This is a genomic window from Rhodococcus sp. BP-332, from assembly GCF_019836065.1.
In the GTDB taxonomy this organism is placed as follows: domain Bacteria; phylum Actinomycetota; class Actinomycetes; order Mycobacteriales; family Mycobacteriaceae; genus Rhodococcoides.
This window is the reverse complement of record NZ_JABUEC010000004.1, coordinates 603,910-625,710: the sequence shown is the minus strand read 5'-3', so window position 1 is coordinate 625,710 and position 21,801 is coordinate 603,910. Positions and strand designations below refer to the sequence as shown.

The window sequence follows — 21,801 nt, the reverse complement described above, 5'->3', positions numbered from 1 at the left end:
CCCTCGCAGAAGTCCTGGGACGTCCGCCGACAATCGCAGACTCGCTCGTTCAGAAGTCCATGCGCCGCCCCCACGTCCACCTGATTCCGCGAACGAGTTACGAATGAGTTGTGACAACTCGTGACATCGAGCCGCATTTCGGCAGTTCTCGCAGGTGACCGGACGCACCTGGACCGTGGCGGACCTGCACGGACGTACAGGCGGAAGTCGTGAAACGAGAGGTCAGATGGGGCCATTTCGGAGCATTCGTGCTGCTCAGAGGCATATCGAGAGCCCCCTTTCGGGATTGAACCGAAGACCGCTCGCTTACAAGGCTTCGACGACCCGATCAGGTGGATTCACCTGGACTCAGGAAACCCGTCGTGAACTACTCCTTTGTCCATAACCGTCCGCCCCGGTCCACCTCCGTCCGTCCCGACTTGTGACACTCTCGTGACACCGACAAACCTTCGCTTCGCTCTCGCTGGATCTGTATCACTCTGCTGGACAGCCTATCTCGTCCACGGGGATCGACTGAGACGGGTAAGGCGGCAGAGGCGGTTTCGGCCACTGGCGCCGGTGAGCCAGAGTCCCTTCAGCTACTCGGCTCTACATACGGCAAACGCCGGGTGTGACACGACAGCGTGTCACCGTGACCGCGTCAGGAACCAGTGATGCCCGTGGAGTGACTTCCCCGGCCCATGGGCGCGCGTGTGCCTCCCACACCATGGTTCTGCTGACACAGCGCACATCAGCGCGCACGCCAAGCGTCGCGAGGGCCTTCATTGCTCGTGCGCACTCGTTTCGGCCAGCATCGAGACCTCTCCGAAAGGACAGTCTCGGTGCGCAACAGGTCAGTTCGAGCGGGAAGTCCGCCGCCCGTCGATCTCCCCAGGGATGGTGATGGCAGTCACATCGACTGTCGAACCGTTGCCGACCACAGGAGACGACCATGGCCATCGAGCTCAATCAGATCTGGGACTTCCCGATCAAGGAGTTCCACCCCTTCCCTCGCGCACTTCTCGGGGTCGGCGCACACGACATCATCGGCGTCGAGGCGAAGAATCTGGGCTTCAAGCGATCACTACTTGTCACGACGGGCCTCCGGGGTTCGGGCATCATCGAGGAACTGATCGGGAAGATCGAATACCAGGGCGTCGAGGTCGTGTTGTTCGACAAGGTGGAGTCCAACCCCAAGGACTACAACGTCATGGACGCCGCCGCGCTCTACCAGAAGGAGAAGTGCGACAGCATCATCTCCGTCGGTGGCGGCTCGAGTCACGATGCAGCCAAGGGTGCACGTGTCGTCATCGCGCACGATGGACGCAACATCAACGAGTTCGAGGGCTTCTCGAAGTCGACCAACAAGGAGAACCCACCGCACATCGCCGTCTCCACGACGGCGGGTACGGGCTCGGAGACCTCGTGGGCCTACGTCATCACCGACACGTCGGACATGGACAAGCCCCACAAGTGGGTGGCGTTCGACGAGGCCTCCATCGTCACCGTCGCGATCGACGACCCGCTGCTCTACTACACCTGCCCGCAGCACTTCACCGCGTACTGCGGCTTCGACGTCCTCGCCCACGGAAGCGAGCCCTTCGTCTCCCGGCTGGACTTCGCGCCGTCGCTGGGCAATGCGTTGTATTCCGTCGAACTGGTCGCGAAGAACCTCCGCGAAGCGGTGTACGAGCCTCGGAACCTGAAGGCCCGCGAAGGAATGATGAACGCGCAGTACATCGCCGGGCAAGCCTTCAACTCCGGCGGCCTCGGCATCGTGCACTCCATCTCGCATGCCGTGAGCGCTTTCTTCGACAGCCACCACGGACTCAACAACGCCATCGCTCTTCCGCGGGTCTGGGAGTACAACCTGCCGAGCCGGTACGAAAGGTACGCGCAGCTGGCCGGCGCCCTGGGAGTCGACACCCGCAACCTCACCACCGTGCAGGCCGCGGATGCTGCTGTGGAGGCGGCCATTCGACTGTCGAAGGACGTCGGCATCCCGGACAACTTCGGAGAGGTGAACACCCGCCTATACGACAAGAACCGGATGAACACGGGCAAGTACACCGGCCGCGGAGACGTCATCACCGGAGACGAGAAGACCGTCCTCGCCATTTCCGAGCACATCCAGGACGACTGGTGCACGCCGGGCAATCCCCGCGAGGTCACGGTCGAGTCGATGATTCCGGTCGTCGGTCATTCCATCAACGCGTCGTACTGACACACGAAAGATCACGGAAAGGACCACGACTATGACCACGGCCGGACCCTTCGTTCGACAACAGGAGACCACTTCTGATCTGGCGACGCCCGCGGACGTGCGCGCATCGCTCCGGGAGACCGGGTACATCGCGACCGACGACCTGTCGGTGGTGGTGCACCTCGCCATCGCGCTGGATCGACCGTTGTTGCTCGAAGGTCCGGCCGGCGTCGGTAAGACGGAACTGGCCAAGGCGCTCGCCCTCGCGGGAGGGCGTCGGCTGGTCCGCCTGCAGTGCTACGAGGGTCTCGACGACAATCGCGCGCTGTACGAGTGGGACTACGCGAAGCAACTGCTGCACGTCCAGATGTTGCGGGACCGCATGGGCGCCGAACTCGCCGATGCACCGGATCTCGCCGCAGCGTCAGCCTTATTGTCCGACACGGATTTCGGTCTCTACTCCGAGGGCTTTCTCGCTGTCCGACCCCTCCTCGATGCGATCCTCTCGGAGCAGCCGGTGGTGCTGCTCATCGACGAGGTCGACCGCACAGAGGAAGCGATGGAAGCGCTGCTCCTCGAGGTGTTGGCGGAGAAGCAGATCACCATTCCCGAAGTCGGGACATTCCGGGCGCGGACAGATCCGTGGGTGATCCTGACATCCAACGACACTCGTGAACTGTCCGCCGCGCTCAAGCGGCGCTGCCTGCACTTCGCGGTCGATTTCCCGAGCGCGGAGGTCGAGTGCGAGATCGTCTCCTCGCGCGCCCCGGAGGTGGAGGAGTCCGTGGTCGCTGACGTCGTCGAGCTGGCTCGGTCGATGCGGGAACTCCCCCTGCGCAAGAGCCCGTCGGTCTCCGAGGTCATCGACGCAGCCCGAGCCGCGATGATCCTGAAAGAACACGACACCGAGCGCACGAGGGATCTACTGTCCTCCGCACTGCTGAAATACGTGAGTGACGTCGAACTCGTTCGGCGACAGCGCCAGCCATCCACACCGCACGACACCGTCGACCGTTCGGGTCCACCGCCCAGCATCGCCAGTCGACCACCCAACAGCACCACCGCTGCTTTCCGCGGGCACGGTGGACGCGACCGTGGTGGAGTCGGGAAGAAGGCGTGACATGACGACCGCGTCCGCCACTCCGGCACGGGTACTCGACGTTCTGTCGGCCGTGTTCGGCCGGCTCCTCCGCCGATTCGGCGTCGCGGCGTCGCCCGCGGAGGTGATCGAGGTGAGGCGTGTCCTGGGCCTGATCGGAGCCTCCGACACAGCGCTTCTGCGCTCGGCACTGCGCGCCACGTGCGCGAAGTACCCATACGAGCAGGAGGGCTTCGACCTGGCCTTCTCGGCGCTGTTCGATCCCGTTCTCCCGATCGACGAGCCGGGACGCACAGCGAGCGCGGCGGTGGTGGCCGGCGGTATGCCCACGGACCTGGAGGTCTCCGGCGAGGAGCACACCACCGCCCGCTACGCGGACTTCAACGAGCGCGCCGCGGACGTGGGCGAACACTTCGACACGCCCGATGCCGAGCAGGGATTCAATCCGCACAAGGACGACGACGACCTGAGCCTCACGAGCAGCGACTCTCAGGTATCCGTGGACGCCGACTCCGCGTCGGGTCGCCGCGGAGTCACGTTCACCGTGGACGTGGACCGTGCCGACAGCGCGACGGTCGGTGAGTTGTCGTCCGATGACGCGGTCGTGTCGCGGGGGACTCTTCGGTGGGACGACCCGAACGGAATTCTGGGTTGGCTGGACGCCTACGACCCCGCGGCGGTCTACGGCGACGCAGTCGACGCGGGCGAGATGACTCGGACGCAGCTCGATCGACTCGCGGAGGCCATCGAAGCCTTCGTCGATGCGCTGGCGCACAGCGCGGGGGGTACGACACCCGCGACGGAGGCCGATCCGAACGCCCTGTCTCGCGTCGACGTGGACGGGGCGTGCCGGGAGATACTCCGCCGGATGAGGGGGGCGCCCAGACCTCGACCTCGTGAACACGGTCGCGGCCGACTCGACATGCGCAGGACCGTGCGCGCCGGGATGCGGACCGATGGGGTGCCGTTCCACCTGATCGTGCGCACCCCTGTTCCGGAACAGGTTCGGCTGCTCGTACTCGCCGACGTCTCCCTGTCGGTACGGCCCATCACCGCATTCACCCTGCGACTCGCACAGAGCATGCGCCACCGAGTCAACAGATGCTCGGTGTTGGCCTTCGTCGATCGACCAGTCGACGTCACCGACGAGTTGGCCCGAAGCACTGGAGACGATGCTCTCGCCACGGTGCTGTCCAGTCCGGAACTGGACCTCGAAGCCAGCAGCGACTACGGACGCGTGCTCGACGAGGTACTCACCCACCACGGCTCGTTCATCACCTCACGGACGTCCGTCATCGTCGTCGGCGACGGCCGATGCAACGGTCTCCCGGCGGGAGTGGACAAACTCCAGGAGATCGCACGCCGGGTTCACCGACTGGCTTGGATCACCCCGGAATCGGAGCGATACTGGGACCAGGCGTCGTGCTCCATGCGCGAGTACGCGGACGTGTGCGACGGCGTCGTGGTGGCCCGCGATGCCCGGCAACTCATCGACCGAGCGCCCGAACTCGGCAACGCTCTGCGGTGACGGTCCTGCCCGATCGGGCAGGTATCGACAGTCCGTTGCGCCGTAAGCTGGATCACATGTCCGGATTCTCTGCACCGTCCTCGGCGCATTCGACGGACCCGACTGTTCCCGGGCTGGACGTGCCGCTGGGTGACGTCAATGCCGTCGGCCGGGTCGTCAAGTTCCATGCCCCCGAGATCGTCTTCGGGGTGGGTTCCACCGGCGAGGTCGCGCATGCGGTCGCGAGACTGGGAGGAGTGCGCCCGTTCCTGGTGACCGACGTGGGACTGCTCGAGGCAGGGTGGGTCGCGGCGATCGAGAACGAATTACGAGAGCGCGGCATGTCGCCGGTGGTGTGGGCGGAACCGACCCCGAACCCGAAAGACCACGAGATCGCGGCCGGCCACGTCGTCTATCGCGACCGCGGGTGCGACGTCCTCGTGGCGATCGGTGGCGGCAGCGTCATGGACGCGGCGAAGGGCGTGGCCATCCTGGCGTCGAACGGCGGTCGCATCCTCGACTACGAGGGCGTCGACACGGTCGAATCACCCATCCCGCCTGTCGTGATGGTCCCCAGCACCGCCGGCACCGGAGCCGACGTCTCTCAATTCTGCATCGTGACGGACACCGACCGTGGCACCAAGATCACCATTCTCGGCCGTGCACTGGTCCCGGACATCACGATCATCGATCCGAGACTGCTCACCACCATGCCGGAATGGCTCAGTGCGGCCACCGGTCTGGATGCCCTGACGCACGGGATCGAGGCGTTCGTCTCGCTCGCCCACAATCCCCTCACGGACCACCATGCCCTCCGGGCTGTCACTCTCGTCATCGAGACTCTCGCCCACACGATCGCAGACCCCGACGGGCTTCCCGCGCGCACCGTGATGGCCCAGGCCAGCCTGGAGGGTGGACTCGCGTTCACCAATGCCATCCTCGGAGCCGCGCACGCGATGAGTCACCAGGTGGGTGGTCTTCTCGACCTCCCCCACGGCGTCATCAACGGGATACTTCTACCTCATGTCATCCGCTTCAACGCGGGTGCCGACGGTCGGCCGTACGTGCCCGTCGCCGCGAGTCTCGGGCTCCCCGAGGCACGCGGATCGGCCGCAGAGGCAGCGTTCGCGGTCGCGGATCGGGTCGAGACCCTGGCGCGGGCCGTCGGAGTTCCCCGCACACTCGGGAGCATCGGCGTCACCGACGCCGATGTCGAGCGCCTCGCGGAGTTCTCGCTCCGCGACGCCTGCATGGCCACCAATCCGCGGCCGGCCACTCAGAGCGACATCGCAGCACTGTTCCGGAAAGCACTGTGACTCAGCGCGAACCGGTGACGGACCTGTCCCGCCTCACCGGCCTGCGCTCGTCGAAGAGCACGTACTACCCGCAATACCGGGGAGCCGCCGAACGGGCCGAACGGATTTTCCACGCCCTCGATCTGGTGTCTCGTGCGCTCGTCCGCACGGTCGAGGGACCCGAAACTTTGATCTGTGCAGTGGCCGAGGCCGCTCGCGCACACCTCAGCGCCCGCTGGGTCGTCTTCGCCCTCACGGACGGCGCACTTCCGGACGCCGGCCCTCGCCGACTGGTCCTCGGCCCCGATGCGACACCGTTTCTCGTGGACGACGTCGAGGGCCCTCCTCTGCCCGACGACGTGGTGGAGTGCCTCGACGACATCCGCCGAGCGCGGGTGCAGGGTGGCATCGTCATAGAACCCCACTACGCGTTCGTCCCCATCGATTCGGTGGGCGGCGCTGTGGGAGCGTTCGCCGCGTGGACCGGTGAGCACCGAACTCTCGATGCCACCGACGGGGCCGTCCTGAGCATCCTCGCCTCGCAAACTGCGGTGGCGCTGCAGAACTCGGCCCTGTTCCAGAACGCCCGCCGCACCGCGGCGGACCTCGCGGTGCGTAACGCTGAACTGGAGACCACGCAGAGACAGCTCGGCGCGGCTCAGCGCCACCAGGTAGTGGACGAGGAGCGGCACCGCATCGCCCGTGAACTACACGACAGTGTCACCCAGGCAGTGCTCTCCGCCGGTATGCAGATCGAGGTGTGTCGCAGCGAGATCCCCGACGCGGAGCGTCGAGATCGCCTCGATCTGGCGAAAGACCTGACCAGGCGTGCAGTCGAACAGTTGCGATCTGCGATCTACGCGCTGAACCACGCGGGTGACTCGAATCGCTCGTCACTCCCGGAGATGCTCGATCAACTCGCTGTCGTTCACATGCCGGACGAATTGCAGGTCAAGGTCAACACCGTCGGTAACGCTGTCGAGTTGTCGAGCGACCTCGAGCATGCGGTCCTTCGTATCGCCGGTGAAGCGTTGTTCAATTCGGCGGTGCATTCGAATGCCTCCCGCGCCGCACTCCGACTCACGTATCGCGACCACTCGGTACTGCTGACCGTCGACGACGACGGCGACGGCGATCCCCGCGATCTCCGCGTCGTGATGCGACTCGCGGAGACCAACGACCTCGACGGCTCACACCGCGGTCTCGTGAACATGGCTGCGCGCGTGAGAGAGTTCGACGGCACCTTCGACGTCAGACGGTCGCGCCTGGGCGGAATACGCATCGCCGCAACGATTCCGATCGGAGCATGATGACCTCCATCCTTCTCGTCGACGACCACGCGATCCTGCGCCAGGGTCTGCGTTCCGTCCTCGAACGCGAGCCCGACCTGAGAATCGTCGGCGAGGCGGCATCGCTCGACGAAGCCACCACGACGGCGGCTCACCTCACCCCTGACGTGGTTCTGATGGATCTCAAGCTTTCTGCCAGTTCGGATTACGAGGGTCTGACCCTGTGCAAGAAGTTGTCGAAGTCGCATCCGTCCATGGGCCTGCTCGTGCTGACCACATTCCTCGACGAGCGACTCGTCGTCGAAGCCGTTCATGCGGGAGCACGCGGCTACGTGGTCAAGGATGTCGACACCACGGAACTCGTGCGAGCCATCCGTGCAGTGTCTCGCGGCGAGTCCGCATTCGACGCCCGCAGTGCCTCCGCGGTGGTGCGGTCGCTCAACCGAGGAGGCGAACCCGACGGAAGACTGACCGAGCGCGAACTCGAAGTCTTGCGCCTGCTCGCGAACGGCATGTCCAACACCAGGATCGGCACCGAACTGTTCATCTCGGCGACCACAGTCAAGTTCCACGTCAGCAACATCATGCGCAAATTGGGCGTCAGTCGCCGTGCAGAGGCCGTCTACGCTGCGAGCAAGGGCGGCTTGATCTAGCGTGCGTCGAGCACGGCCCAGCCACCGTGGTGCTCGAACACGTCGAAGGGCGCGCCACTGCGCGAGACCGCGGATGCCAGTGCGGCGAGATCGAAGGTGCGGACATGGCCGTGACAGCGTTCGGCTTCCTCTTCGAACGGCACCGCGATCACCACTCGCCGGCGTGCGACGCGCAGCGCCTCCTGCACGATCGCGTCACCCGATCTCAGGTCGACGTGTTCGAGAAGGTGCAACGCCGTCACGGTGTCGACGTGAGCGTCGGGCACAGGCACGGAGGCGGCATCGCACACCAGGGTGGCGACGTCGAGGCCCAGAGCAGTCGTCATGGCGTCGAGCAGACGCACGGTTCCCCCGTGAAGATCCGTGGCGATCACGTCCACGCCACGAGAAGCGAGCCGCAGGGGAAAGAATCCGAAGCACGAACCGAGGTCGAGCACGCTGTCGCCGTCGACCAGGTCGTCAGCGCAGGCATGAATCGGTGCAAAGTCCGACGTACCGGATGTCAACTCTATCAACGAATTACGATAAAAAGTGGCCCAGGCCGCGACCGCGCCGGGGACGGTGGACCTCACGAGGCCGACCATGATCGCTTCGAACTCCGATCTGCTCGAGCCGGAGGCCGAGACTCGGTCGGTGACCTCGCCGACCAGCGCATCGCTGAGGCGATCCGCGGTCAGGGAGTGTCGCACCTCCAGCACGCCTCCGCTCCGCACGATATGGATGCCACCGGCGATCCGATCGTCGGAGCGGGTGACGGTCACGTTGCCGTGCCTCCACACACCGGGCGCACACGGTGCGAGGGAATCGAATGGTTGGAGTGTCGCGGTCACAGGCCTCTCCCACATCTGTCGGGGACAGCATCGATCCTAGGGCCGAACGCCGCGACGTGACGGCCGGTTCCGAACCTGCCCGATCGGGCAGTCCTCGGGCGCCAACAGGCCTGTCACAGAGGAACATCGGACACCTGAATCTCTCTCGGTCCTACAGTGAATTCACGCACCTCACCCGAGAATGCGCGTTCGAGACACCCGAGACCGGAGGTACGTCATGACTCACAGCGATCCCACCGAGACGACAGACACGTCGCAGCAGGAGCCATTGGTTCAGGAGTCGTTGGTGGAGGAAGTCTCCATCGACGGCATGTGCGGCGTCTACTGAGTCGGCCGTGACCGACGTGCTCGCTGCATCGCCCCGAACGGTGGACCTGGCCCTGGCGTGGCAGCTCAATCCTCAGGTCGCGTTGCGCCCGGAACCGTTCGGGGCGTTGCTGTATCACTTCGGGACCCGCAAGCTCTCGTTCCTCAAGAACACCGTCATCGTGTCACTGGTCACCTCGCTGTCATCGCATCCGGATGCACGATCCGCGATGTCGGCCATGGGAATCGAGGAATCAGCGATGCCGCGCTACGCGCAGGCACTCGCCGCTCTCGCGGACTCGACGATGATCGTTCCCACTCCCGTGAAGGAAGGCCCGGCATGACCTCCACTCTCGCCCGCCCCGAGCAACCGGTCGGCCGCCTGGTCGACCAGTTCGAACTCGGGCTCGACGCCCCCATCTGCCTGACGTGGGAGCTCACCTACGCCTGCAACCTCTCCTGCGTGCACTGCCTGTCCTCCTCCGGGCGGCGCGACCCACGAGAACTGTCCACCGAGCAGTGCAAGTCGATCATCGACGAACTGCAGAAGATGCAGGTCTTCTACGTCAACATCGGCGGCGGTGAACCGACCGTCCGATCCGACTTCTGGGAACTCGTCGACTACGCCACCGCCCACCAGGTGGGCGTGAAGTTCTCCACCAACGGCGTCAAGATCGACGAGAAGGTCGCCGCGAGGCTCGCCGCGTCCGACTACGTCGACGTGCAGATCTCCATCGACGGCGCCACCGCCGAGGTCAACGACGCCGTCCGCGGCCCCGGCTCGTTCGACATGGCCGTCCGCGCCCTGAAGAACCTGAAGGACGCCGGGTTCCGTGACGCGAAGATCTCCGTCGTCGTCACCCGCCACAACGTCTCCCAGCTCGACGAGTTCAAGGCCCTCGCCGACGCCTACGACGCCACCCTCCGCATCACCCGCCTGCGCCCGTCCGGCCGCGGCGCCGACGTGTGGGACGACCTGCACCCCACCGCCGGACAACAGCGCGAACTCTACGACTGGCTCGTCGCCAACGGCGACGGTGTCCTCACCGGCGACTCCTTCTTCCACCTCTCCGCCTTCGGCGACGCCCTCCCGGGATTGAACCTCTGCGGCGCCGGGCGAGTGGTGTGCCTGATCGACCCGATCGGCGACGTCTACGCCTGCCCCTTCGCCATCCACGACCAGTTCCTCGCCGGCAACATCGTCCGCGACGCCACCCCCAACATGGGCGGCTTCCAAGCCGTCTGGCAGACCTCGGAACTGTTCCAGGAACTGCGCTCACCGCAGACTAGCGGCGCCTGCACCAAGTGCGCGCACTTCGACGCCTGCCGCGGCGGATGCATGGCCGCGAAATTCTTCACCGGACTGCCCATGGACGGCCCCGACCCCGAATGCGTCCAGGGCTACGGCGAATCCGCGCTCGCCGCCGACCGCGGCACCGTCCCGAAATCGAGTGTCGACCACTCACGCACCGGGAAGCGGTCCACCCCGAAAGCGTCGATCCCCTTGACGCTGCTCACCCGCCGCGACGGCGCGCCCGCCCTCGGGAAGGCCGGAGGCCGGCCGGCACTCGGGAAGGCCGGAGGCCGGCCGGCACTCGGGAAGGCCGGAGGCCGGCCGCCGGCATCGAAACTGTGTGACGAGAGCCCCCTTGCGGGAATGCCCCGAGAGAAGGACTGACACCATGCGCACCCCCTGGTCACGACCCGCCTGGATGGAGACTGTCGCCGAAGCTCAGAGACGAGCGAAGAAGCGACTCCCGGCATCGGTGTACTCCGCACTGATCGCCGGCTCCGAACGTGGCACGACCTACGACGACAATCTCGCGGCCTTCGGCGAACTCGGATTCGCACCCAGTGTCGCCGGACATTGTCACGAGCGTGATCAGTCGACAACGGTGATGGGGCAGCACATCTCCATGCCCGTCATCATCTCGCCGACGGGAGTTCAGGCGGTCGACCCCGACGGTGAGGTTGCCGTGGCTCGTGCGGCGGCGGCACGTGGCACCGCCATCGGCCTGTCCTCGTTCGCATCGAAGTCGGTCGAGGACGTGGCGGCGGCCAACCCGCAGACACTCTTCCAGGTCTACTGGCTCGGCACCCGCGATGAGATGGTCGCCCGCATGGAACGGGCGAAAGCTGCCGGGGCGGTGGGGATGATCCTCACCCTCGACTGGTCGTTCTCCTACGGGCGCGACTGGGGCAGCCCCGCCATTCCGGAGAAGATGAATCTCGCGGCCATGGTCAAGTTCGCACCCGAGGGCATTCTCCGTCCCGCCTGGCTGTACAAGTTCGCACGAACCGGCAGAGTGCCAGACCTGACGACGCCGAACATCCTGCCCGCCGGTGCACCTCAGCTACCCACGTTCTTCGGCGCGTACGGCATGTGGCAGCAGACTCCACCGCCGTCCTGGGACGACATCGCCTGGCTCCGTGCGCAGTGGGACGGCCCGTTCATGCTCAAGGGCATCTCCCGCATCGACGACGCCCACCGAGCCGTCGACGCCGGTTTCTCCGCCATCTCCGTCTCCAACCACGGCGGCAACAACCTCGACGGCACACCGGCCACCATCCGTATGCTGCCCGCCGTCGCCGAGGCCGTCGGCGACGAGATCGAGGTACTGCTCGACGGCGGGATCCGCCGCGGCAGCGATGTCGTCAAGGCCGTCGCCCTCGGTGCCCGCGCGGTGATGATCGGCCGTGCCTACCTGTGGGGTCTCGCCGCGAACGGACAGGCCGGTGTGGAGAACGTTCTGGATGTGCTGCGCATGGGTACCGACAGCGCGCTGCTCGGCATGGGCAAGAGTTCGATCCACGACCTGACCCCGCAGGACATCGTCGTTCCGGACGGCTTCACTCGCCGGCTGGGTGAGAGCGTGCCCGCGCCGACAGTGTCCGATGCTGCCACCACCGTGCTGACCTCCGCACGTCGGTCGTCCTGACGGTAGGGCGGTTCAGCGTGTCGTCGTCGAGGCCCGCTCAGTCCTTGAACCTGGGAACGATGCGCTCGCGCGAGACGGTCGGGGCTCGGTTGGTGGCGGTGCCGGTGGGGTCGCTGGAGCAACACGGCCCGCATCTCCCCTTGGACACCGACACCCGCGTCGCCGCAGCAGTCGCGGGGTCTCTCGATGACGCCGTCCTCGCCCCTGCCCTCGCCTATGGGGCCAGCGGCGAACATGAGGGCTTCGCCGGCACGGTCTCTCTCGGAGCTGAAGCACTGACCGCTGTCCTCGTCGAGTACGGCCGATCCATCTGCCGATGGGCCGATCGAGTGGTGTTCGTCAATGGCCACGGTGGCAACCTGTCGTCCCTCGTCTCCGCGGTCGGTCTCCTGCGATACGAGGGCCGAGATGTCGCATGGTTTCCCTGCGCGGTCGCCGGCGGCGATGCCCACGCCGGTCGTACGGAAACGTCCCTCATGATGCATCTCGCACCGAACCTGGTCGACGAGTCTGCTGTGGAGGTGGGAATCACCGCCCCGATCGCCTCGTTGCTTCCGCGCCTACGCACCCTGGGGATGAGCGCGATCACCAGCAACGGTGTTCTGGGCGACCCTCGGGGTGCGAGCGCCGCCGAGGGCGCTTCGCTCGTGGCATCGATGCGGGACTCCCTCGCCGCAGCCGTTCGATAGTGGGCTCCCGACACGCACGGCCGACTGTGACCACCGGTGACTCGTTCGACGTCGTCGTCGTCGGGGGCGGTAGTGCGGGATGCGTTGTCGCAGCGACAATCGCTGCGGCGGGGGCCACCGTCGCACTTCTCGAAGCCGGGAAGTCCGACATCGACGCCGAGGATCTGCGCTCTGCGACGCAGCTGCCTATCGGGCCCGAATCGGAGCGGGTGGACACGTTCGAGGTCGAGCTCTCCGCCGGTCGGACAGGATTCATGGCCAGAGGCAGAGTCCTCGGGGGAAGCGGCGCCGTCAACGGTGCGTACTTTGTCCGCGCCCCCTCTGCCGACTTCGACGCCTGGCCGCGGACGACATGGTCCTGGCCCATGGTCCGGCGCCGTTACGACGACGTCGAGCGGCACATGGTGCCCACGGCGAGTATCGACTCGGAGATCGGCCGAGCCTTCGCCCGGGCATGCTCGTCAGCCGGGTTCTCGTGTGTCAGCCGAGCCGAGAAAGGCACCGATGCGTGGATGGCCGTGCCCTCGAATGTTCGGGACGGCTACCGCGTCACCACGGCACACGCGTATCTGGCGCCAGTACGCCATCTCGTCGACGTGCGACCGCGCACCCGTGTCGCGCGGGTACTTCTCGAGGGGACACGCGCGGTCGGCGTCACGGGCACCGACGACGACGGGCACTTCGTCCTCCGGGCGGACACGATCATCCTGACCGCGGGTGCGGTGAGAACACCACTGCTTCTGATGCATTCAGGCATCGGCGACCCCGCAGTGCTCCGGAACGTGGGCGTGGACGTGCACCATGCGCTGCCCGGCGTGGGAGTGGGGTTTCGTGATCACCCGGAGGTGACGGTGCCGTACGTTCCGCTTCGACCTCCATCCGGCGGGCGAACCCGCGCTCTCGACGTCGTCCTGCACGTCGGCGATGTGGAGATCCGCCCTTACACAGCATCTTTCGACCAGTTGATATCCGGGCTGCCGCCGATGAATCCGGTGCTGGGTGTTGCTGTCATGCGACCCGACTCGCGCGGACGCATCTCGCCGGTGTCGGCCGACCCATTCGCCGCGCCGCGAATCGAATACCGCTACCTCACTTCACCACGAGACAGAGCCGGACTGCAGGCCGGCGTCGCTCTGGCTCGAACGCTCGCGTCGTCGTTCGGCGTGGTCGAGAGTGCTCGCGCGGAGCGCTTGGTGGACAGGCTCGGAACGTCGGCGCACATGTGCTGCAGCGCCCGCATGGGCACCGATCCGCTCTCCGTGGTCGACGACCACTGCGCCGTGCACGGAATCGACGGCCTCCACGTGATGGACTCGTCGATGTTCCCGAGCATCCCCTCGGTCGGCCCGCACGAAACGGTGGTGATGGCGGCACTGCACGCCGCGCATCTCGCGATCGGTCAGCCCTCGACCACAGGATCGCATCGCGAACGACAAGTGTGACGCGCGGCGTCACCTCGGAGGCCCAGAGATATACGGCGTCCGAAATCCGTTCTCACCCAAGATAGTTGTTTCGGCATTCTCCGCCACCAGTGCCTGCCCGATCGTCACAGCGATCGTCGCAGCCGTGGTCTGACGCGCGACGGTCCGCCTGCCGGGGTACAGCTGTCAGCGACCACACCGTCGCATCACCGGTCGTCAAGGGGAACGCGAGCATCGCGCTCGAGCAGAGCGGGCACCGTGTGCGCCTCGCACGCGGAAGGCATCCGGGGTGAGCACGTTCGTCGCCGAGAATTCAGGGCTTCCGGGCTTCAGGGAAACCGAGGTACGTCATTGATCCGATGTGTCGATCCAGAACCGCGCCTCGCCTTCATAATTCACCCCGTCGGGTACACCCCCGTTGCGATCGACGACCCTCAGCGAGGCGACATTGTCGGGAGCCACGGTTAGCAATGTGCGTGTGATACCCACCCGAGAGCATCTACCCAGTGCGGCTCGCAGCATGCGTGTCGCGTGCCCACGCCGCTGCCACGGATACACGACGTGATAGCCGATGTGACCGCCACCCTCGTCGTCGATCAGACGGTGACGCAGCACGAGAGAGCCGAGGTAGTACTCACCCGATGTGTACCACCACACCCGGGAAGGGACACCCCATCGATCGCGCACTCCTACCCGCTCGGCCACGTACGCATCGAAGTCGAGGCTCGCAGCTCGCAACCAGTCCGTGCTCCGCTCACGATGGAGCATGTCAGCCAGCTCGCCCACCAGGTACGACGTCCTCACCTCCGCGTGAGGGTCGGACAACACGGGCGGCGAGGGAAGTTCGATCTCGTACCGAAGGGACTACGCAGGCTCCGGCTGCTCTCGGGAATGGTACGAGCCAACCGGCCCTGGCGGCTGGTCACCGGCCTGTCCAAGGTGCTCGTCGGCGCCTTCGCCACCGGCGCATTCGCGTTGTCCACCAGCACCATCTGGTCGTTCGCCGACACCATGGGCGGATGGCGCCTCTGTGCGGCGACGATCCTGTCGACGGTGACGCTCATCCTCTGGCTCGTCATCGACCACGAACTGTGGGAACGGCCCGAATCCGACGAGGAACGCGAACGCTCGAAGCTCTACAACACTGCGACCGTCATCACCCTCACCATCGGCGTCGCCGTCCTCCACATCGCCCTGTTCGGTCTGCTGCTCTTCACCGCTTGGCTCCCTCTCCGAGCGCACGTCCTGTCCTCCACCCTCGGGCACAGCGCGACCGTCGCCGACTACCTCGAACTCAGCTGGCTCCTCGCCTCGATCGCCACCATCGGCGGCGCCCTCGGATCCGGCCTCGAGGACGACGACGCAGTCAAGGAAGCCGCGTACGGAACCAGACAGCGCCAGCGACACGAGAACACGCAGACGGAGTGACCCGGCGGGATTCGCGAAGCGAGCGGTGCACCGTGCACCGACGTCCGCACACGTCCACGCCGCCGGCGACCGGACGCGAAGCGAGTGGAATCCGGCCACAAACGTCCCCGGAAGTCCACGTTCTGTGATGGCCTCTTCGTCGCCGAAGTCCCCCCACGGCCACTGACGTCCACCCGAGTCCATCGAACGAGTTACGGATGAGTTGTGACAACTCGTGACATCGAGCCGAGTTTCAAGAGAATTCGCAGGCGACCGGACGCCCCTGGACTGTGGCGGACCTGCACGGACGTACCGGGGGAAGTCGTGAAACGAGAGGTCAGATCAGGCCATATCGAAACCTTCGTGCTGGTCAGAGGCCTATCGAGAGCCTCCTTTCGGGATTGAACCGAAGACCGCTCGCTTACAAGGCGAGTGCTCTACCACTGAGCTAAGGAGGCGTGCCCGGCGAACCGAGCGGCACCATCATAACGAGAGCCCCTCCTGCCGGCGCCCGCCCACCCCGTCGGTTCCGGGGTCGGCGACGCTGACCCTGTTCCCGCCCTGTCGCTTCGCCTCGTACATGGCGGCGTCTGCGCGATCGAGCAGGCTGTTGAGCATCACGGCGGTGTCGCCGCGGGCCTGCGACAGGGGTAGGGACGCCACCCCGATGGATGCGGAGATCGGTGTCGCGTCATCGTCTCGATGGATGGCGTGCAGCAACGCGCGGGCGACCGCCGGTCCCCTCGACTCGTCGCCGGCGACGACGACCAGGAACTCCTCGCCGCCGATGCGCGCGGAGACGGCGTCGAAGGACACCCGACCGATCCGGGCGGCGGCGCTGCGGAGGACGTCGTCGCCGATGGTGTGGCCGAAGCGGTCGTTGACGGACTTGAAGGCGTCGAGATCGAGGCAGACGGCGGACACGACGGTGGCGCCGTCGGCGGGTGCGAGTCGCGCGCTGCGGAGCATCGACTCGACGTCGACGAGCAACCCGCGTCTGTTCCGTAGACCGGTCAGCTGGTCGTAGAACGCGCGCGCCGCGTCGTCACGCAGTGCGGTGAAGAACAAGTGATTGAGAGACGACGCGGCGAAGAGGACGACGAGGACGGTGACCAGGGTCGACACGGCGGCGGACACCTCCACCGACGTGGTGGTCACCAGTCGGAAGAACAGCAGCCCGGCGACGCCGATGGCCCAGGCTTCGTGGCAGACGAAGACGCGCACGCCGTGGAACGCATTGGCGTAGTTCCCCACCGTCACCAACAGCGCGGCGGAGATGACGACGATCTGGGACGGCGGCAACGCGAACAGCACCGCGGCGATGGTGACGTCGCCGATGATGACGAAGCGCAGCGACCACGTCCGGGAGAGGAAGTGGCCGCGCCCCCACATCAGACCGAGCGCGATGGAGACGACGGTGGCCACGGCGAACACCCACCCGGATGCGCCGAGTCCGGCGTCACGGGCTGTGACCAGATCCGCGACCGTCTTCACTGCGAGCAGGAAGCAGGCCGCGCTGATGAAGTACGGCGCCGACCTCAGGTAGGCGTGGGTCCGGTGGTAATTGGCGACCCACGCGTAGTCGATGTCGGACGACCACCATTCGCGGAGAACACGCACTCGAGCCAGCCTTGCATCGAAACGGACAACAGTGTCGACGGTGGTCCCCACACCGTCGTCGACCGCAATGGTAGGCACACGATCCCCGGTCGACACGGTCATTGCGGGAACAGAGCCCGAAAAAGACCGACCGAACGAGGTATAGGACGGTTTCCGGTCGTCAGAGGCAGTGCGCGTCGTCGCCCGTCGCGACGGCTGCGCGATGCCCACCGCACCGTTTCGCCTCGTACATGGCTCGATCAGCAGAGGCGAGAACCGTGTCCAGAAGGTCACGCACATCGACGCGTCCGAACGGCACGGGGACGCTGGACACACCGACGGACGCAGTGACGGGGGTGGGATCGTCGGGGCGGTGAATGGCGTCGAGAAGGGCGTTCGCCATCTCCGGCGCGGGGTCACCCACACCGACGACCACGAGGGCGAACTCCTCCCCGCCCGTCCGCGCGCTGACGGGCGTCCCCGGCGACCGCGGCGATCCGACCGGCGGCGCGTCTGAGGACCTCGTCGCCGGCCGCGTGGCCGTGCCGATCATTGACGGACTTGAACGCGTCGAGATCGATGCACAGGATCGACATGGTGACCGGCACGCCGGCGGCGTCACGGATCTGCTTCTCCACGTCGACGAGCAGGCCCAGACGATTGCGCAGCCCGGTGAGCTGATCGTGATGGGCCCGCACCGCGTCGTCGCGAAGCTGGGTGAAGAAGACGTGGTTCAGCGTGGATCCGCCGTACACGACGAACGCGACGACCACCGCGGTCGCGGCCACGACGACCAGGCTCTCGGACCCCACGGCGAGCGCTCGCAGCACCAGCGCCGTCGTCACCCCGAGGACGAGGATGCTGTGCGCGAGGTACATGCGCAGGCCGTGGAACGCGCTCGCGTAGTTACCCACCGCGAGCAACAGCACGCTCTGAACGACGATCACCGACGACGGGGGCAGCACCACCAGCGGGGCGAGGACGACGATGTCGGCGACGGCCACGAACGCGACCGATCCGTAGCGACCCGGCATTCGTCCGCGGAGCCACCACAGCGCGAGAGCGGCGGTGACCGCTGCGGACACGAGGAGAACCGTCGGACGGAACCCGGCACCTCGGACGGTGGCCAGATCCGCACCGGTCTTCACGAGAAGCAGGACGCATGCGAACGCTATGAGGTATGGCGCTCGCCGGATCGCGGTGCCGTGGCGGTGGTACGCCACGACGCTCTCGTAGTCGACGTCGGCCGCCGAGATTCCGGGGAGCACGCGCACGGTGGGCCGTCCTTGCAGGGTCGGACGTCGTCGCCCCCCGACGGTCGACGTGGTTCCAGCACTGTGCCACGAGTGGGCGCATCCGGACGCCGAAAACGGTGTGCGGGCGTGAGCCGCCTCGGTCAGGGAACACCCGGGTGGACCCGGTACCTTCGTCGGGACAACCGGACACGAGAGCGGACCGAGAGAAGGAATGACCTACCTGCAGGGCTTCGCGTCGACGTTACGACGCATGACAGGCGAGCGACGCGCCATCGTCGACACTCCGGCGGGTGCACCCAGTCCGCTCCAGCCCATCGACCTCACCGACGACGCCAGCGTGTCGGAGGTGCTCGACCTCGCGGTGCGTGTCGGTGAGGTGACCCTGGCCGCCGGGACCGGTGCCATCGACACCGCCAACCAGGTGCAGTTCATCGCCTCGACATACGGCCTGGCCCGGTGCGACGTGGACGTCACCTACAACTCGATCGTCATCAGCGCCTACCGCGGCCCGACCCTCCCCCCGGCAAGCACGATGCGCATCGTGCACTACCGGTCCATGGACTTCACGCGCCTGGCCGACGTGGACGCTCTCGCCCGCAAGATCCGCCTGGAGGTGCCGACACCGGCGGTCGCGCTGGCGGAGCTGAAGGAGGTCACCCGGGCACCGCACCCCTACAACCGGTGGATCGCCACCCTGGCGTGGGCGGGCATGGCCGCGGCGATCTCCGTCCTGCTCGGCGGCGGTGTGCTGGTGGCCGCCGTGAGCTTCCTGTCGACGATGGTGATCGACCGCGTCGGCCGAGTGCTGAACCGTGCCGGTCTGCCCTTCTTCTTCCAGCAGGTGGTCGGCGGTTTCATCGCGTCGGCGCCCGCCATCACGCTGTACAACTTCCAGGAACAACTGGGCATCTCGATCCTGCCGTCCCAGGTCATCGCGGCCGGCGTGACAGTGCTGTTGTCGGGGCTGTCGCTGGTCGGCTCGGTGCAGGACGCCATCACGGGCGCCCCGATCACCGCCGCGGCCCGCTTCTTCGAGCTGTTGATGATGACGGGCGGCATCATCGCGGGCGTGGCGACGACCCTGCGACTGGCGGCGCTGCTGGGCGCCGAGCTGCCGGTCATGAGCAACGTCGCGCCTCCGGACCTCGCCCAGGTGCCCACCAAGGTGCTGGCCGGCGCCTTCGCGGCCCTCTTCTACGCACTGGCCTGCTACGCGGAGCGCCGAGGTCTCACGGCGGCGTTCGCCGGCGGTTTCGCCGGTGCGCTGGTGTTCCTCATCGCGCAGCAGGTCGGCTTCGGGCCGGTGCTCTCGTCCGCGATCGCCGCGACGGTGGTCGGCTTCGCCGGTGGTCTCATGGCTCGCCGAGCCCTGATCCCGCCGCTGATCGTCGCCGTCGCCGGTATCACCCCGCTGTTGCCGGGTCTGTCGGTGTACCGCGGCCTTTTCGCCCTGCTCAACGATCAGACGTTGCTGGGCCTCAGCGCACTGCTGGCGGCGGTGGGCACGGGCGGCGCACTGGCCGGCGGCGTCACGCTGGGCGAATGGGGTGCGCGCACACTGCGCCGCCCCCGCATAGTCGAACGCACCGAGTCCCTGCGTCGACCCATCATGAGACTGGGCCGCGCGGACTCGGTGCGCTCGAAGCTTCCGGTCAGGTCGCGGAGACGGTCCGCAGTGCGCTGGAAGTAGAGATCAGGAGGGATTCTCGACGCGGTGACGACCCGCGGCGTCCTCTTCCATGGCCTCGCGGAGACTGCGGGGACGCATGTCGGTCCAGTTCTTCTCGACGTACTCCAGGCACGCTGCCCGGCTCTCCTCGCCGAACACGACGCGCCATCCCTGGGGCACCTCGGCGAAGGTGGGCCACAACGAGTGCTGATCCTCGTCGTTGACCAACACGTAGAAGCGTCCGTCTTCGTCGTCGAACGGGTTGGTGCTCATCTTGCCTCGCTCACTGCAAACGTCGATGCCGGGCGTTCCCGGCGGGCCTTGTCGGTCTCGGCGCGGGTCGCCGCGCCTGTGGAACCGGTGTCGACCCTAGCAAGGACCGCGCCACCGGCACGCCTCGCAACGATGGAGTTCAGGATTTCTCCGGATCTGATCGCGACATTCGAGAGCAACGACGACGTGATGCCGTGCGTGGTCTCGGTGCCGCCCTGCAGGTAGACACCGGGTGCACCGGCGGTGTCGGCCTCCGGTGTCGCCAGCAGGCGATAGTCGCGTGTGACGACGCGGGGGCCGCCGTCCTCGGGCGCCAGTTCGCCGAGGAGCGGGCGCAGAGGCGCGGGCCGGAAGCCGGTCGCGAGCACGAGCGCGTCGCAGTCGAGGGTGTCGGCGATGCCGTCGATGCTGTCCCGGATGGTCACCTCGATGCCGTCGGCCGTCTCGACCACGCCGTCGATGGTGGACGCGCGGCGCATGAACAGCCGGCGGTGACCGCTGACGCGCTCCGCGTACTCAGCGCGGTAGAGCTCCTCGATCAGCTCGATGTCGACGACCGAGTAGTTGGTGCTGCGGTGCAGCGCGATGAGCCGCTCCCGCTCGAGGGCCGGTGCCCGGTGCAGTTCGTCGACCGCGGACGGATCGAAGATGCGGTTGGCGTAGGGACTGTCGTCGGCGGGGCTGTAGCCGTACCGCGTGAAGACACTGTGGACCTCGGCGTGCGGGTAGTGACCGTGCAGGTACTGCACCACCTCGGCTGCCGACTGGCCGGCGCCCAGCACCACGAACCGTCCGTGGGTCGGCTTCGGCAGCTCGGCCATACGTGGCAGGAAATCGTGGTTGTGGAAGCACCGTGCGGACAGCGATGCCCACTCGGGGACCCGCTGGGTCAACCCGGCGCCGACGGAGACGTTGCGGGTGCGCACGACTGTGCCGTCGTCGCACCGGACGGTCAGGACGTCGCCGTCCTGCCTGATGTCCGTGACCGACGTGCCGAAGCGGACGTCGGCGTCGACACGGTCGGCAGCCCAGGACAGGTAGTCGTGGAACTCGTGCCGCGTCGGGAAGAACGTCTGGTGATTGACGAAGTCCACCAGCCGGTCGCGTTCGTACAGATAGTTGAAGAACGTGAACCCGCTCCGCGGATTGCGGAACGTGACCAGGTCCTTCGGGAACGCGATCTGCATCGTCGCGCCGTCGATCAGCATGCCGGGATGCCACCCGAAGCTCTCCTGACGTTCCACGAACACCGCCCGGACGCGCTCGTGCTCCGCGCACGTCTCGTTGTGTTCCTCGATCGCGATCGCCAGCGCGAGATTCGCAGGTCCGAAACCGACACCCACGACGTCGAGTACTTCTGGACTGCTCATGCTTCTCCCACCCGTTC

20 protein-coding genes, 1 tRNA gene and 1 pseudogene are annotated in these 21,801 nt (G+C 66.6%); 14 read left to right on the top strand and 8 right to left on the bottom strand.

What is annotated here, in order from left to right; translation table 11 throughout:
• Positions 1-931 precede the first annotated feature (931 nt).
• Genes mdo through HQ314_RS18155 form a run of 6 tightly spaced genes read left to right on the top strand, consistent with a single transcriptional unit; the run spans position 932 to position 8,025 of the window.
• Positions 932-2,203, top strand: coding sequence for an NDMA-dependent methanol dehydrogenase (mdo, locus tag HQ314_RS18180; protein ID WP_222640167.1), 1,272 nt, complete (start codon positions 932-934; stop codon positions 2,201-2,203).
• 31 nt (positions 2,204-2,234) lie between these two features.
• Positions 2,235-3,302, top strand: a complete 1,068-nt coding sequence (locus HQ314_RS18175) for a MoxR family ATPase (RefSeq protein ID WP_222650802.1) — start codon at positions 2,235-2,237, stop codon at positions 3,300-3,302.
• A 1-nt stretch (position 3,303) separates the two neighbouring features.
• Positions 3,304-4,809 carry a VWA domain-containing protein gene (locus tag HQ314_RS18170; RefSeq protein ID WP_222650801.1) on the top strand — a complete coding sequence of 502 codons (1,506 nt, stop codon included), beginning with the start codon at positions 3,304-3,306 and terminating at the stop codon, positions 4,807-4,809.
• 56 nt (positions 4,810-4,865) lie between these two features.
• Positions 4,866-6,104, top strand: coding sequence for an iron-containing alcohol dehydrogenase (locus HQ314_RS18165; protein ID WP_222650800.1), 1,239 nt, complete (start codon positions 4,866-4,868; stop codon positions 6,102-6,104).
• Entirely contained in the window at positions 6,101-7,393 is a 1,293-nt protein-coding gene (locus HQ314_RS18160; RefSeq protein WP_308115587.1) for a histidine kinase, read from the top strand. Before HQ314_RS18165 ends, HQ314_RS18160 begins: the two co-directional genes overlap by 4 nt.
• Entirely contained in the window at positions 7,393-8,025 is a 633-nt protein-coding gene (locus HQ314_RS18155; RefSeq protein ID WP_027507086.1) for a response regulator transcription factor, read from the top strand. Before HQ314_RS18160 ends, HQ314_RS18155 begins: the two co-directional genes overlap by 1 nt.
• On the opposite strand, the gene mftM is transcribed toward HQ314_RS18155, so the two are convergent.
• Complete coding sequence (mftM, locus tag HQ314_RS18150; RefSeq protein ID WP_222650799.1) at positions 8,022-8,870, bottom strand: mycofactocin oligosaccharide methyltransferase MftM; 849 nt, start codon at positions 8,868-8,870, stop codon at positions 8,022-8,024. The genes HQ314_RS18155 and mftM overlap by 4 nt on opposite strands.
• A gap of 202 nt (positions 8,871-9,072) precedes the next feature.
• On the opposite strand from mftM, the gene mftA reads away from it, so the two are divergent.
• The 6 genes from mftA to mftG are packed head-to-tail and all read left to right on the top strand — an operon-like array spanning position 9,073 to position 14,231.
• Positions 9,073-9,183 carry a mycofactocin precursor MftA gene (gene mftA / locus HQ314_RS18145; RefSeq protein WP_155957132.1) on the top strand — a complete coding sequence of 37 codons (111 nt, stop codon included), beginning with the start codon at positions 9,073-9,075 and terminating at the stop codon, positions 9,181-9,183.
• A 7-nt stretch (positions 9,184-9,190) separates the two neighbouring features.
• Positions 9,191-9,505, top strand: a complete 315-nt coding sequence (mftB, locus tag HQ314_RS18140; RefSeq protein ID WP_308119465.1) for a mycofactocin biosynthesis chaperone MftB — start codon at positions 9,191-9,193, stop codon at positions 9,503-9,505.
• On the top strand, positions 9,502-10,839 hold the full coding sequence (mftC, locus tag HQ314_RS18135; RefSeq protein WP_222650798.1) for a mycofactocin radical SAM maturase: 1,338 nt from the start codon (positions 9,502-9,504) through the stop codon (positions 10,837-10,839). The genes mftB and mftC overlap by 4 nt, the downstream gene beginning before the upstream one ends.
• Positions 10,840-10,843: 4 nt before the next feature.
• Positions 10,844-12,100: a pre-mycofactocin synthase MftD gene (mftD, locus tag HQ314_RS18130; protein ID WP_222650797.1), complete on the top strand. Its 1,257-nt coding sequence runs from the start codon at positions 10,844-10,846 to the stop codon at positions 12,098-12,100.
• Between the two features lie 59 nt (positions 12,101-12,159).
• A complete protein-coding gene (gene mftE / locus HQ314_RS18125) occupies positions 12,160-12,789 on the top strand; it encodes a mycofactocin biosynthesis peptidyl-dipeptidase MftE (RefSeq protein ID WP_222650796.1) in 630 nt (209 codons plus the stop codon).
• 26 nt (positions 12,790-12,815) lie between these two features.
• Positions 12,816-14,231 (top strand): mycofactocin system GMC family oxidoreductase MftG, encoded by a 1,416-nt coding sequence (mftG, locus tag HQ314_RS18120; protein WP_222628162.1) that lies wholly within the window; start codon positions 12,816-12,818, stop codon positions 14,229-14,231.
• A gap of 327 nt (positions 14,232-14,558) precedes the next feature.
• Here mftG and HQ314_RS21895 read toward each other — a convergent pair whose 3' ends face one another.
• Positions 14,559-14,978 (bottom strand): GNAT family N-acetyltransferase, encoded by a 420-nt coding sequence (locus tag HQ314_RS21895; RefSeq protein ID WP_374197852.1) that lies wholly within the window; start codon positions 14,976-14,978, stop codon positions 14,559-14,561.
• 87 nt (positions 14,979-15,065) lie between these two features.
• Here HQ314_RS21895 and HQ314_RS18110 point away from each other — a divergent pair.
• Positions 15,066-15,638: pseudogene (locus HQ314_RS18110) on the top strand (hypothetical protein); the annotation flags it as partial.
• A gap of 365 nt (positions 15,639-16,003) precedes the next feature.
• Here HQ314_RS18110 and HQ314_RS18105 read toward each other — a convergent pair.
• The 4 genes from HQ314_RS18105 to HQ314_RS21815 form a co-directional block, all read right to left on the bottom strand.
• Positions 16,004-16,075, bottom strand: a tRNA-Thr gene (locus HQ314_RS18105).
• Positions 16,076-16,100: 25 nt separating this feature from the next.
• A complete protein-coding gene (locus tag HQ314_RS18100; RefSeq protein ID WP_222650794.1) occupies positions 16,101-17,237 on the bottom strand; it encodes a diguanylate cyclase in 1,137 nt (378 codons plus the stop codon).
• A gap of 160 nt (positions 17,238-17,397) precedes the next feature.
• Positions 17,398-17,652, bottom strand: a complete 255-nt coding sequence (locus HQ314_RS18095; RefSeq protein ID WP_222650793.1) for a hypothetical protein — start codon at positions 17,650-17,652, stop codon at positions 17,398-17,400.
• Positions 17,633-18,490: a diguanylate cyclase gene (locus tag HQ314_RS21815; RefSeq protein ID WP_222650792.1), complete on the bottom strand. Its 858-nt coding sequence runs from the start codon at positions 18,488-18,490 to the stop codon at positions 17,633-17,635. The genes HQ314_RS18095 and HQ314_RS21815 overlap by 20 nt, the downstream gene beginning before the upstream one ends.
• Positions 18,491-18,692: 202 nt before the next feature.
• Between HQ314_RS21815 and HQ314_RS18085 the strand changes: the two genes are divergently transcribed.
• Positions 18,693-20,162, top strand: a complete 1,470-nt coding sequence (locus HQ314_RS18085; protein WP_374197851.1) for a threonine/serine exporter ThrE family protein — start codon at positions 18,693-18,695, stop codon at positions 20,160-20,162.
• Between the two features lie 3 nt (positions 20,163-20,165).
• Here the strand turns inward: HQ314_RS18085 and HQ314_RS18080 are convergent, their stop codons facing one another.
• Both HQ314_RS18080 and HQ314_RS18075 read right to left on the bottom strand, forming a co-directional pair.
• The gene (locus HQ314_RS18080) at positions 20,166-20,414 is read right to left on the bottom strand and encodes an MbtH family protein (RefSeq protein WP_027506921.1); all 249 of its coding nucleotides are present in this window, start codon (positions 20,412-20,414) and stop codon (positions 20,166-20,168) included.
• Positions 20,411-21,784 (bottom strand): lysine N(6)-hydroxylase/L-ornithine N(5)-oxygenase family protein, encoded by a 1,374-nt coding sequence (locus tag HQ314_RS18075; RefSeq protein WP_222650790.1) that lies wholly within the window; start codon positions 21,782-21,784, stop codon positions 20,411-20,413. Before HQ314_RS18075 ends, HQ314_RS18080 begins: the two co-directional genes overlap by 4 nt.
• Between the last annotated feature and the right edge of the window lie 17 nt (positions 21,785-21,801).